Source organism: Cupriavidus sp. 05T313 (assembly GCF_056396665.1).
In genome coordinates, this window is the sequence record NZ_JBFTLX010000217.1 from 1 (window position 1) to 12,284 (window position 12,284).

A 12,284-nucleotide genomic window follows, 5' to 3' on the forward strand; every position below is an offset into this window, starting at 1 on the left:
GGTCTTGACCTCGAGCTTCGAGACCTTGCCGTTGGCAGTGAGCGGAAGGGTTTCCACAAAATGAATGCGCTTTGGCGCCTGTACCGAACCCAGGCGCTCCTTGACGAACGCCTGTAGCTCGGCAGCGTTGGCGGTGGCGCCGGCATGCAGTTGCACGGCCGCGTGCACGGCCTCTCCCCAGCGCGGGTCGTCCATGCCGAGCACGGCGCAGCGGCATACCGCGGGATGGGCGCCGAGCGCGTTCTCCACGTCGCTGGGGTACACGTTGAAGCCACCCGTGATAATGACGTCRCGCAACCGGTCTTTCAGGTACAGGTAGCCTTGCGCGTCCAGGTAGCCGCCGTCGCCCGTATGCAGCCAGCCATCGGCCAGTGCCTCGGCGGTCTTGCCGGGCTGGCGCCAGTAGCCGGACATGACGAGGTCGCCGCGCACCACGATCTCGCCGGTTTCGCCAGCCGGCAGCAACTTGCCATCGCGCCCCATGATGGCGAGTTCGGTCAGGCAGGTGGCACGGCCGACGCTGCCGTGGCGGGCGGGATCGCGCAATTCCCCGGCGGGCAGGAAGGCAATGATGCCGGGGGCCTCGGTTTGCCCGAACGAGGTCTCCAGGGTGCCGAAGACATCGATGGCCTGGGCAATCCGGTCTGCGCGCATCGGCGCTGCCGCATAGATCAGGTGCCGCAGCGCGGACCAGTCCCGTTCGCGCACGCCGGGCTCGTCCAGCAAATCGTAGATCAGCGTGGGCGGCATGAACACCGCGGTGATGCGCTCGCGCTCCAACTGGTCGAGCAGGGCGCGCGGCCTGGTCGAATCCGCCAGCACGAGGGTGCCGCCACGCGCGAACACTGGCAGCAGGAACGTGGATGTGCCGTGGGTGATGGAGGCCACGGCGAGATAGCGCTCGTCCTCGCGCAACTGCATCGCGGTGAGGATGGAAACCACCGTGGTGTTCCACGAACGCAGCGACTGCATGACCCCCTTGGGCGCGCCGGTAGTGCCGCCGGTGAACTTGATGGCCTGCGTTTCGCCAAGTTCGCGCTGCACGCGTAGCGGGACGCGGCCGCGCCAGGCAGCGAGCAGCGCGGCAATGCTGTCCGGGCCGGATGCCTGCGGCCCGCAGGCGATCACGCGGGCGCCAGGCGTGATCGTGCCGGATTGGCCGTGGCCGCTGTCTTCCACCACCAGGATGGACGCCTCGGTGAAGTCGACGATGCGGGCCCGTTCGTGGACCGAGGCGCGCGGATTCAGCGGCACCCAGCACTTGCCGGCGGCCAGCGTAGCCAGCAGCGCCAACACATGCTGCACGCTATTGCCGGCGCAGATGCCTACGCGCGATCCGGACGTGGGGTCCAGCGCCTGGAAGGCCGCTGCGAGCGCCAGCACCTTCTGCGTCAGTTCGCCGTAGGTCAGCGATTCTCCGGCGGCCTGCAATGCGATGCGCGCCGGCGTGGCGTTCGCGGTCCTCAGCAGATAGTCGATTGGCTGCATGCTTTCATCCGTTGCGTCTCGTTCATTCCTTTCATTCCTTTCATTCCGCGCGTGCTCCCGATACCTTTACGATCCTTGCCCATTTGCTCATCTCCTCATCGACGAATCTGGTAAATTCCGCTGCGCTCATCGGCGGGCTGCCTGCGTTCCTGTTGGTTCCGAGGTCGGTGCCGGTGTCGGCGCCCATTTCGGCGTAACGCTTGCGCAGCGCCGCGCTTGTCACAGCCTGGCCAACAGCGGCATTGAGCCGGTTCACAATGTCGGGGGGCGTATGTGCCGGCGCGAAGATGCCGCTCCAGTTGCTGACGGAGTAGCCAGGCACGCCGGCCTCGGCAACAGTCGGCACATCCGGGAGCGCGGACGAGCGATGCGCCGAGGTCACGGCGAGCGGGCGTACCAGGCCCTTGGCGATCAACGGCAGCGAGGTGGGCAGGTTGTCGAACATCAACTGCACTCGCCCGCCCATCAGGTCGGTCTGTGCGGGCGAGCCGCCGCGGTAGGGCACGTGCGTCAGTTGCGTGCCGGTCATATGCTCAAAGAGTTCACCGGACATATGAATGCTGCTGCCATTGCCGGACGAGCCCATCATCAACTGGCCCGGGTTGCGCTTGGCCAGCGCGATCAGCTCCTTCACATTGCGCGCCGGCAACGCGGGGTTGACGACCAGTACGTTGGCGCCGGAAGAGACCAGGGCCACAGGCTGGAAGTCTTTCTTCGGGTCGTAGGGAAGGTTGGCGTATAGCGTCGGGTTGATGCCATGGGTGCCGATCGTGCCCAGCAGCAAGGTGTAGCCGTCCGCCGGTGCATTGGCGACGGCGGCCGCGCCGATGTTTCCGCCCGCACCGGCGCGGTTCTCCACCAGCACCGGCTGCCCGAGGCTTTGCGTGAGCTGCTGGCTGAGCAGCCGTCCGAAAATGTCCGCAGTGCCACCGGGCGGGAACGGCACTACCAAGCGAATTGGCCGTGAGGGATAGGATTCGGCCAGTACCGGCCCCGCCGTGTGCAGGGCGAGCGCGGCCGCGACCGCACAGATCAGTCTGTGAAGCATGGGATGTCTCCGTTGTCGTTGTCATTGCCAGCGGCATGCTCCGGACCGAGCCGCGCCAGGCTTACTGCTCTCCGCCTGGCGGGATTCAGGACGGCGCGGACGCGATGCCTGCGCTTAGGCCACCGTCCACGGGAAGTTCCACTGCGTTGATATAGGAGGCTTGCGCCGAGAGTAGAAAGCGCACTGCATGCGCGACCTCCCAGGGCGTGCCTTGCCGCCCGAACGGCAAGGCGGCGGTGCGTCCGGGCCGCGCCGCGGAGGCCGCGCGGCCCATCGGCGTATCGATCAGGCCGAGCATGACCACGTTGGCGCGTATGTGGTTGGGCTGCCCGGCCAGCGCGGTCGCGCGGCACAGGGCACCGAGCGCCGCCTTCGAGGCTTCGTATGCCGGATTCATACCCGCGGGCAGCCTGGCCGCCACTGAAGACACGAATACGATGGCGCCGTGCATGGACATGAGCGGCAGGGCTTGCTGCACGGTCAGCATGTGCGCGCGCAGGTTGACCGCCATCACCTCATCCCAGCTGTCTGCCGTCAGTTCCGCCAGGGGCTCGCGGCGGCTAATGCCTACGTTCAGTACGAGTCCGTCGAGGCCGCCCAGCGCCGTCCGTGCGGCCTGCACCATGCCTTTGATGCCGGCGGCGCTGGCCACGTCGGCCGGGATGGCCACCGCGCCGCCGTCCCGCGCACTGCGTACGGTGAGTTCCGCTGCCTCGGTACTCTTGTCCGCGCAGGCGATGCTGGCGCCAGCGCGGGACAGGGTCATGCAGATGGCGCGTCCGTTGTTGACCGGATTTCCGGCATCGGCCGAAGGGAGTTGTCCGCCACCGACGACGAGGATGCGTCGGCCGCCCAGCGACCCACACGTGGTCTCGTCCGCAAGGTCGGCGCCGGGGGGCGCGGCTGCGGGGCGCGAAGGACGGTCTGGTTGCATTGGATAGTTTGGCGCTGTTTAAGTTGATGTTTGGGGAAATGTGAAAACGATTTCCGTTTGTGCTAACTTATCAGGCAACAAATTTGGCGTCCAACTGTGGAACGTTTTCATTAGGGAAGACCATGACGCAAAGGATTTCCGTCAGGGATGTGGCTGAGGCGGCGGGGGTTTCCATCGGCAGCGTGTCGCGTGTGCTGAACGGCACCGGCTATGCCAGCCAGGCGCTGCGAGCCCGGGTGCACGCGGCCGTGGAGGCACTGAACTATGAGCCCAGCTTTGCCGCCCGCCATCTGCGCACCGGGCGCAGCAAGACGGTCGGCTATCTGGTTTCGAATATCGGCAACCCGCTGCTTGCGGCGCATTTCAGCGAAGTCGAGAAGCATATGCAGGCCGCCGGGTACTCCATGTTGGTCGGCAATACACTGGACCAGCCACGGCGCGACCGCGAACTGGTTGCGCTGTTCGAGACCCGCCGGCTGGAGGGCATCATTGCCGCGCCGAGCCTGGAGAGCGCGGACCCCGCCGACAGCCTGTTCAGCGGCTGCAGCCTGCCGGTGGTGATTCTGGATCGGGAAACGCCTCTGCCAATGGATGCGGTCTATCTGGACCATCGTAGCGGTGTGAAGCAGGCGATGGCGTATCTCATTTCATTGGGTCACCGCCGCATCGCGCTTTTCGGGCCCGGCGAGCACATTCGTCCAGGGCGCGAAAAGCTGCTCGGCTACCGGGATGGGCTTGCGGAGGCGGGTTTGGTGTTCGACCCCGCATTAGTCTGCATGTCACGCTCGGCGATCGATTCGTCACGCACCCAAATGGCGGCCATGCTCGCTCTTTCCGCGCCCCCCACTGCAATCATCGGTCTAGGAACGCGCCTGCTCTCCGGAGCCATTTATGTTGCGCGCAAGGCGGGGCTGGATATTCCCAGAGACCTTTCGGTGATCGGCATCGGTACGCCGGAGACGCTTGAGTTGATGTATCCCCCGCTAACCACTTTACGCTTTGACATCGAGCGCGCCGCGGAGGCTGCCGCCCATCTGATGCTTGACCGGTTGGCCGGGGAGGGGGTGAGAGAGCCACGTATCGTGAGTGTGCCGCTTGACCTGGTTTTGGGTGAGTCGTGCGCAAAGGCGGCGTTCGGGCAGGACAGTGGGATTGCGCATGCGCCTGTGTCGGAATAAGCGAAGTCTTTAGGGGGCGGGAACTCGGACGTCCCCATACTTGCAACACAAGCGGTGCGCCAGTTGTTCGGCACCAGGGAAATCGCAGCACGCGCGGCGCGAAAATTTAGTATGATGGACGTCATGCCAAATATGAAAGCCAACGCTAGATACGCCGCCAAGGAAGCGTCGCACGAACGCATCGTGGCCGCGGCTGCCCGGGCTATCCGCCGAAGTGGTTATGACGGCACTGGCGTCGCCGACATCATGAAAGAGGCCGGTCTGACGCACGGAGCCTTCTATGCGCATTTCCCCTCGCGCGAAGCCATGCTGGCGGAAGCCGCGGATCGGGCGTGCGCGGAGTCCGCTGCGGTAGCGGCAGATGTCGTTGCCGGCGTCCCACCCGGGAAAGCCTTGGAGGCTGTGCTTTGCGCCTATCTCTCAAAGGACCACGTCGAGCAGATGGAGCTTGGATGCCCCTTGGCCGCGCTGGGCTCAGAAACACCGCGACAGGCGCCCGAAGTACGCCGAACGGTGACTCAACACACCAAGGCGATGATTGATCTTCTCGCCCGCCAGTCGCCTGACTGGGGACAGCCCGGTGCTCATGAACAAGCACTAGTGACCATCGCCACCATGGTTGGTGCTTTGCTGCTGGCTCGTGCAGTCGACGAGCCAGCTCTGTCGGACCGTCTGCGCGAGGCTGCGCTGAAGCACCTGGTCCCCCCTGGAATCTAACCCCCCGGATTCATGCCGCCTTCTCGCTCGCCGTTACATATGATGATCATAATGCGAAATGACCATGGTGCGCCTCTCGGGTGCCACGTTGAATGGCGTCGCATCGTGCATGCCGACGCGTTACCGGATCGCACAAACTGACGGAGAAATTTCATGAACAAACGCGGCAAGATTGCCCTCGTTACGGGGGCCTCCTCAGGTATCGGCCACGCCACCGCGGAGCGGCTCGCGAAGGCTGGCTACAGGGTGTTCGGTACCAGTAGGCGCATAGGCACTACCGGTCAGCGAGCGTTCGAGATGCTGCTTCTCGATGTAACCAAGGACGAATCCGTCGATGCGGCCGTCCAAAAGGTGATGGAGCGCGAAGGCCGTATTGATCTACTCGTCAACAACGCCGGGTTCGGGGTCGCTCCAGCGGGTGCGGAAGAGAGCTCGCTGGAGCAGGCCCGGTCGATATTCGATACGAACTTCTTTGGGATAGTCCGGATGACCCGGGCTGTCGTGCCACATATGCGCCGCCAAAGGGAAGGGCGCATCATCAACATCGGCTCCGTGCTTGGTTTCCTGCCGATGCCCTACATGGCGCTGTATTCCGCCACCAAGCACGCAGTCGCGGGCTATTCGGAATCGCTCGACCATGAGCTGCGCACGATGGGTATTCGCGTCTCGGTGGTCGAACCTGCCTACATCAATACGCCCTTCGATGCGAACCTGATGAAACCTGACGCCCCGCTCGATGTGTATCGCGATATTCGCGAGGGCGTGGAGAGACGGGTGAAGGAAGTTCTCGTGGGCGCGGACGGGCCTGAAGTGGTAGCCGAGGTCGTGTTGAAGGCAGCCATGGCAACGCATCCAAAGATTCACTACGCCCCCGGCCTCGCAAGCCGCATGCGACTGCTGCGCAGGTTCGCGCCGGCTAGCGTGCTGGATGCGGGGGTTCGAAAAGATCTGCGGCTCGAAGCATAGGCGGTAAGCCGCGCCGCCCGCTGTTTCTCACAAATCCCAATTTGAAAGAAGACGATGACATTCCAGGCGCTGCTCGCAAGCAAGACAGGTGACAAGATTTCAACCAGCGTGCTGGGCCGCTCGCAAACCTGGATGCGCCAGGAACGAGGGCGACCATGAAAGCACTTCTTCTCGATCGCTACGGAAAGAAACGCGCGTTGCGGTCCACTGAGGTTCCGAGCCCGGCGCTGGGTGAGGATGAGGTCATGGTCCAGATCCATGCGGCCGGTGTGAATCTGCTGGACTCCAAGATCAGGAACGGAGAGTTCAAGCTCATACTCCCCTATCGCATGCCCCTCGTCCTAGGACACGACGTGGCCGGCGTCGTGGTCAAGGTCGGGCCTCGCGTTCGGCAGTTCAAGCCGGGGGACGAAGTCTATGCCCGGCCCGATGATTTTCGCATCGGCACCTTTGCTGAGTACATTGCGGTCAAGGAAGAGTCCTTGGCGATCAAGCCCAAGGCGCTGAGTATGGAAGAAGCAGCATCGATTCCTCTGGTGGGCCTGACGGCATGGCAAGCGCTGATCGAGAAGGCGAATCTGAAGAAAGGGCAGAAGGTCTTCATCCAGGCCGGTTCAGGCGGCGTAGGAACATTTGCGATCCAGTTGGCCAGGCATGTGGGCGCCACCGTAGCCACCACCACCAGCAGCGCCAACATCGACTTGGTGAGAGGCCTCGGGGCAGACGTTGTCATCGACTACAGAAAAGACGATTTCGAGAAAATTCTTCAGGGCTACGATGTGGTCCTCCACAGTCAAGACGCAACGGCGCTGGAGAAATCTCTGCGTGTCCTTAAGCCCGGAGGAACACTCATCTCGATCTCCGGCCCTCCCGATCCCGCATTCGCAAAGGGAATCGGAGCAACGTGGTTCGTGAACTTGATTGTTCGTCTTCTGAGTGCGGGAGTCAGGAAGCGGGCAGCAGGTCGTGACCTGAGGTACTCGTTCCTCTTCATGAGGGCCAGCGGGCGCCAGTTGAGCGAGATCACGTCGCTCATTGATTCCGGCGCGATACGCCCCGTAGTGGATCGGGTCTTTTCCTTCGACCAGACCAACGAGGCCATGGCCTACGTCGAGAAGGGACGGGCCAAGGGTAAAGTTGTCGTCAAAGTGCGATAGACGTGATCGCCCCGAGTTCGGGCGTGACCTGACGCCGCTCGCTATCCCGGCGATCAGGGGAAGCCGGTCAACCTGGCCTTGGATCGTGCTTGCGAAGTGAAGTGGTTGCGCTTTGATTTGGCCGGTCACGGCGGTTCAAGGCCGGGCGCCGGTCATGCTGCCTGGACCGACGGGCAACTTCCGTAGTCGACCCTTCGCAGCCATTCGACCGCTCTGCGTTGATCAGACGAATCGGCCGATTTGGCGACAGCCGTCGCTCTGATCGTGAACGACCGCTTCCGTATGCTGACCCGCCGCCGGCTAGGTTCTCCCGACCAGAAGCCATGTATGCAGATCACCGATGCCCTTTGCCGCGATCAAACCGCGCTCTTCGAGCAGGAACGGCTCCCCGAGTTGCTGCCGCGTGGCATCAGTTACCTGAACACGACCGACTACGCCTTGCGACTCCATCCGGCTGGCGATATTGACGGTATCGCCCCACAAGTCATAGATGAACTTTCTCCTCCCGATCACGCCGGCCACGACAGCTCCACTGTGGATGCCAACTCGCAATTGCAGGTTGTAGCCGCTTCGCTGATTGAACTGGCCCAGTGACTCAAGCATGTCCAATGCCATATGAGCGGCCCGGGCGGCGTGATCGGCCGCCGGCACAGGCAGGCCTGCCGCTGCCATGTAAGCGTCGCCGATTGTCTTGATCTTCTCGAGTCGCCGGCTGTCGGCGATATTGTCAAAGTCGGCAAATATCTCGTTCAGGATTGCCACCAGTCGTTCGGGGCCCATGCTGGGAGAAAAGCGGGTGAACTGCACGAGGTCCGCGAACAACACCGACACATCCTGGAACTTGTCGGCGATGACCTCCGGGGGGCCGGCGGCGATGAGATCGGCGCGCAGCTTCAAACGCTCGGCGATGGGGGCGGGCAGCACGTTGAGGAGCAGCCGATCGGTTACCTGTTGCTCGCGAACGAGTTTCTCGTAAATGCGCCTGAGTTCATGACTCTGGTGAACGATCGTCTCTCGGCTCGTTTCCAGTTCATGCACTTTCCGCTCAAGTTCCTTGCCGTACTTCAACGATTCCCCGTGCAGCAGACGCACTTCCAGCATATTGCGAACCCGCATCAGCACCTCCGCCAGATCAAATGGCTTGCTGACGAAGTCTTTCGCACCGGCTTGCAGTGCGCGCAGTTTGTGATCAGGCTGGGCGGTGATGACGATCACCGGAAGGTAGCTGTCCGCCTGGAGTTCCTTGAGGCGTTCCATGACCTCGAACCCGTCCATGCCGGGCATCTGCAGATCAAGCAGGATCAGGTCATAGTGGTTCTTGCTGTGAAGCGCAAACACCGCGCGCGGATCGGTGGTTGGCTCGATGCAAACGTAGCCGGCCCCGCGTAGCATCTGTTCGAGCAGCAGGACATTGGCCTCCAGATCGTCAACGACCAGGATTTTCGCTGCCAGGATGTCCGATGCTTTGATCACGGCGAGCACTTGGCTTCATCGGCCCTGAGCAGTCCCGCCTCGTGGCTGTTCCAGCGCGGCGTCCAGTGCGTCCATAAACTCATTGAGCCTGATCGGCTTGGTCAGGTAGCGGAAGAATCCCGCTTTCATGCCCTTTTCAATGTCGCGCGGCATCGCATTGGCACTGAGGGCGATGACGGGAATGTGCGTTGTCTGCGGATCTTCTCGCAGCAGTCCCAGTGCTTCGATGCCGTTGATGTCGGGCAGATGGATATCCATGACGATCACATCTGGCGAGGCAGTGCGCGCCAGGTTGACGCCGAGCGCCCCTGTGACGGCGGTCAGCAGGCGCACATCGGCCCGGCGCACAAGGAGTTGCTCAACGAGCTTCAGGTTGGCGGGGTTGTCTTCGACATACAGCAGGGTATGCAGCGAAGTGGGAGACCCCGTCCGCGCCTCGACGGATACCGCTGTCTCCGCACCCTCACCGGTCATTTCTGGAGGGCGCGCAACGGGCAGTTCGATCCAGAATACGCTGCCCACGCCCGGCATGCTTTCGGCGCCGATGGCGCCTCCCATCAGCTCGACCAGCCGCTTGGCCACCACGAGGCCGATGCCCGTGCCCTCCACGGGGCCACCCTCATGCCCAAGACGATTGAACGGCTTGAACAGTTGTGCGAGCCGTTCTGGTGCCAGCCCTGCGCCGGTGTCGCGCACGCCGACGCGAACGCGATCGCCCATCGTCACTTGTACTTCGACGGTACCCTTGTCGCGGTTGTACTTGATCGCATTGGAAAGCAGGTTAAGCAGGATCTGTTTCAGGCGGGTCCTGTCGGCCCGGACGAAACACGATAAGTCGGGTGAGGGAAACCGCATGCGAACCTCACGCCTCAGCGCTTGTTGCTCAAGCATCGCGTGACATTCGTGCAAGGCTTCGACGACCGATACCGGCTCGGGGGACAGTGACGCCTGTCCGGCCTCTATCCTGGCGAGGTCAAGCACCTCGTTGATCAGTTCCAGCAAATGCCAGCCCGCCTTCAGGATCTGGTCGATGCTGGCTTGCTGCGAGGAAGGCGGCGGCGGCGTGTCCAGTGCCAGCAACTGCGCGAAGCCAAGGATGGCGTTCAACGGATTCCGCAATTCATGGCTCATGCTGGACAGAAATTCTGACTTTGCGCGGTTTGCACTTTCAGCCGCGGCCTGGGCCTGTTTCTGCTCCTCGATGTCGGTGCTGGATGCCAACCACTTGACGATATGCCCATCGGCGTCCTTGAGTGGCGCCCCGCGCTCAAGGTGCCATCGATAGGCACCATCGGATGCCCTTTTCAGGCGGTATTCGATCTCATACTCACGGCCGTTCGCAACCGCGTCTGTCCAGCGGTCAATGTTGTTCGTGAAATCTTCGGGATGTACGGCAGATTGCCAGTCGCCGGCCTGGGTTTGCTCAAGGCTGAGGCCGGTATAGGTTACCCACCGCTGGTTGCAGTAATCGATCCGGCCATCCGGGTCGCAGGTCATTACCATGTGAGGTATGCCGTCGGCGAGCAACCTGAAGTGCGGCTCGCCCTCCCTGAAGCCGGGGGCCGAAGGCCGATTCTGTGCCGATCTGTCAAAAGGCCGCTTGCCCATGATTTTCCACCTGCAGTCGTCGGGACAGCGCTGACGTCTCCGCGAGAGCAGAGAGCGCTGGCGACGGGCTGGAATCAGCGTAGATAGGGAACCGTTAGCCAGAATACGCGATGATCCTGCTCCCACCCCCAAATCCTGTCCTATAATAATTGATCGTACAATCATTGATCAGGCAACAAAATGATTTCGCAGCCTCACCAGGCGCACAGTAGCGGGCAGGTGCTGCCATTCCGCGAGTCCCTGATGGCGATGCTGGGCATCGCATTCGTGGTGATGCTGGTAGCACTTGACCAGACTGTGGTCGGCACCGCGTTGCCCACGGTGGTGGCGGAGTTGCAGGGGTTCGAGTACTACGCCTGGGTGGCAACGGCCTATCTGCTGATGTCCGTGATCACGGTGCCGATCTTCGGCCGGTTGGGCGATTATTACGGGCGCAAGCCGTTCGTGATGGCATCCATCGTCGTGTTTACGCTGGCCTCGGCGCTGTGCGGCATGGCAACCAGCATGCCGTTCCTGGTGCTGGCCCGCGGCCTGCAGGGCATCGGGGGCGGCATGCTCGTGGGCACCGCCTTTGCCTGTATCCCGGATCTGTTTCCCGATTCCCATGTGCGCTTGCGCTGGCAGGTGATGATGAGCGCTGCCTTCGGTATCGCCAATGCGGTCGGGCCGTCGCTGGGCGGTGTGCTGACCGAGGCCTACGGCTGGCGGGCGGTCTTCTACGTGAACCTGCCGGTGGGCTTGCTGGGATTGTGGTTTGCCTGGCGTTACCTGCCGCACTTGCGCCAGCAGGCGCACGCCGGTGCGATCAAGGTGGACTGGCTCGGCGCGGCCCTGATCGGTGCAGGGCTGGGCGGCTTGCAGTTGTGCGTGGAACTGATGCCCGATCGTGGTTTTGGGTTGCTTACCGGCGGCTTGCTGGTCATGTCGGTGTGTGCGCTGGTGGCGCTGTGGCAATGGGAGCGGCGGGCGCCGAATCCGATCCTGCCGCTGGAGATGTTCCGCAATCCCGGGCTGGCGCCGCTGTTCCTGCTGGCGGTGTTCGTGGGCTTCGCGATGTTTTCGCTGCTGCTGTATGCGCCGCTGCTGTTCCAGGGGGGCTTTGGCTATTCGCCCAGGGAGGCGGGCGTGCTGGTGACGCCGCTGGTGGTGTGCATCACGCTGGGCAGTATCATCAATGGCCGTATCATCACGAGGATCCGCCAGCCTAACAATATGCTGTACGCCGGGTTCGCCATGCTGGCGCTGGCCTGTCTGGGCCTGTCGCAAGCGACGCGCGGGATGTCCCATCACCTGTTGCTGGGCATCATGCTGCTGTGCGGCTTCGGGCTGGGCTTCATCATGCCGAACCTGACGGTCTTTGCGCAGCAGACCGCGGGCCGCGAGCACCTTGGCATTGCCACGGCGATGCTGCAATCGCTGCGCATGGTGGGCGGCATGGTGGGCACCGCGGTCGTCGGCACGCTGGTTACGCGTAGCTACCTGAGCGGGGTGCATGATGCGCTGCAGAAGGCCGGTGCCGGCGAATGGCAGGAGCGCATGGCCGATCCGCAGATCCTGATCGACCACGCGGCGCAGGCCAGCCTGCTGTCGCAACTGCAGGCGGCCGGGCACAATGGCGCCCTGTTGCTGGAGCAGGCCAGGCTTTCGCTGGTCGGTGCCATCCATATCGGGCTGGCGCTGGCGGCGGTGATCGCCGTGATTGGCCTGTGGCGCTC

At 63.0% G+C, this 12,284-nt stretch carries 10 protein-coding genes; 5 read left to right on the top strand and 5 right to left on the bottom strand.

Annotated features, from left to right (window positions below; all coding sequences use genetic code 11):
• The 3 genes from AC1DKD_RS32045 to AC1DKD_RS32055 all read right to left on the bottom strand — a co-directional run.
• Nucleotides 1-1,488, bottom strand: a 1,488-nt coding sequence (locus AC1DKD_RS32045; protein WP_477144149.1) for an AMP-binding protein, incomplete at its 3' end; no start/stop codon positions are given.
• A 40-nt stretch (nucleotides 1,489-1,528) separates the two neighbouring features.
• Nucleotides 1,529-2,536, bottom strand: coding sequence for a Bug family tripartite tricarboxylate transporter substrate binding protein (locus AC1DKD_RS32050; RefSeq protein ID WP_441629426.1), 1,008 nt, complete (start codon nucleotides 2,534-2,536; stop codon nucleotides 1,529-1,531).
• An 85-nt stretch (nucleotides 2,537-2,621) separates the two neighbouring features.
• Nucleotides 2,622-3,470: an SDR family NAD(P)-dependent oxidoreductase gene (locus AC1DKD_RS32055; RefSeq protein WP_441629427.1), complete on the bottom strand. Its 849-nt coding sequence runs from the start codon at nucleotides 3,468-3,470 to the stop codon at nucleotides 2,622-2,624.
• A gap of 122 nt (nucleotides 3,471-3,592) precedes the next feature.
• Here AC1DKD_RS32055 and AC1DKD_RS32060 point away from each other — a divergent pair, with 122 nt between their 5' ends.
• The 4 genes from AC1DKD_RS32060 to AC1DKD_RS32075 all read left to right on the top strand — a co-directional run bounded on the left by AC1DKD_RS32060 (nucleotide 3,593) and on the right by AC1DKD_RS32075 (nucleotide 7,488).
• Entirely contained in the window at nucleotides 3,593-4,648 is a 1,056-nt protein-coding gene (locus AC1DKD_RS32060) for a LacI family DNA-binding transcriptional regulator (protein WP_441629428.1), read from the top strand.
• 111 nt (nucleotides 4,649-4,759) lie between these two features.
• The gene (locus AC1DKD_RS32065) at nucleotides 4,760-5,365 is read left to right on the top strand and encodes a TetR/AcrR family transcriptional regulator (protein ID WP_441629429.1); all 606 of its coding nucleotides are present in this window, start codon (nucleotides 4,760-4,762) and stop codon (nucleotides 5,363-5,365) included.
• A gap of 153 nt (nucleotides 5,366-5,518) precedes the next feature.
• Nucleotides 5,519-6,331, top strand: coding sequence for an oxidoreductase (locus tag AC1DKD_RS32070; protein WP_441629430.1), 813 nt, complete (start codon nucleotides 5,519-5,521; stop codon nucleotides 6,329-6,331).
• A 155-nt stretch (nucleotides 6,332-6,486) separates the two neighbouring features.
• The gene (locus AC1DKD_RS32075; protein ID WP_441629431.1) at nucleotides 6,487-7,488 is read left to right on the top strand and encodes an NADP-dependent oxidoreductase; all 1,002 of its coding nucleotides are present in this window, start codon (nucleotides 6,487-6,489) and stop codon (nucleotides 7,486-7,488) included.
• Nucleotides 7,489-7,788: 300 nt separating this feature from the next.
• Here the strand turns inward: AC1DKD_RS32075 and AC1DKD_RS32080 are convergent, their stop codons facing one another.
• Together AC1DKD_RS32080 and AC1DKD_RS32085 are read right to left on the bottom strand one after the other, a co-directional pair.
• On the bottom strand, nucleotides 7,789-8,961 hold the full coding sequence (locus AC1DKD_RS32080; RefSeq protein WP_477103355.1) for an adenylate/guanylate cyclase domain-containing protein: 1,173 nt from the start codon (nucleotides 8,959-8,961) through the stop codon (nucleotides 7,789-7,791).
• Between the two features lie 15 nt (nucleotides 8,962-8,976).
• Nucleotides 8,977-10,569: a PAS domain-containing hybrid sensor histidine kinase/response regulator gene (locus AC1DKD_RS32085; protein ID WP_441629432.1), complete on the bottom strand. Its 1,593-nt coding sequence runs from the start codon at nucleotides 10,567-10,569 to the stop codon at nucleotides 8,977-8,979.
• A gap of 180 nt (nucleotides 10,570-10,749) precedes the next feature.
• Between AC1DKD_RS32085 and AC1DKD_RS32090 the strand changes: the two genes are divergently transcribed.
• Nucleotides 10,750-12,284: MFS transporter (locus AC1DKD_RS32090; RefSeq protein WP_477144150.1), on the top strand; the 1,535-nt coding region annotated here is incomplete at its 3' end.

Coding starts and splice junctions, on each gene's coding strand:
- AC1DKD_RS32050 (WP_441629426.1), bottom strand. CDS start 2,536: ATGCTTCACAGACTGATCTGTGCGGTCGCGGCCGCGCTCGCCCTGCAC.
- AC1DKD_RS32060 (WP_441629428.1), top strand. CDS start 3,593: ATGACGCAAAGGATTTCCGTCAGGGATGTGGCTGAGGCGGCGGGGGTT.
- AC1DKD_RS32055 (WP_441629427.1), bottom strand. CDS start 3,470: ATGCAACCAGACCGTCCTTCGCGCCCCGCAGCCGCGCCCCCCGGCGCC.
- AC1DKD_RS32070 (WP_441629430.1), top strand. CDS start 5,519: ATGAACAAACGCGGCAAGATTGCCCTCGTTACGGGGGCCTCCTCAGGT.
- AC1DKD_RS32075 (WP_441629431.1), top strand. CDS start 6,487: ATGAAAGCACTTCTTCTCGATCGCTACGGAAAGAAACGCGCGTTGCGG.
- AC1DKD_RS32085 (WP_441629432.1), bottom strand. CDS start 10,569: ATGGGCAAGCGGCCTTTTGACAGATCGGCACAGAATCGGCCTTCGGCC.
- AC1DKD_RS32065 (WP_441629429.1), top strand. CDS start 4,760: ATGATGGACGTCATGCCAAATATGAAAGCCAACGCTAGATACGCCGCC.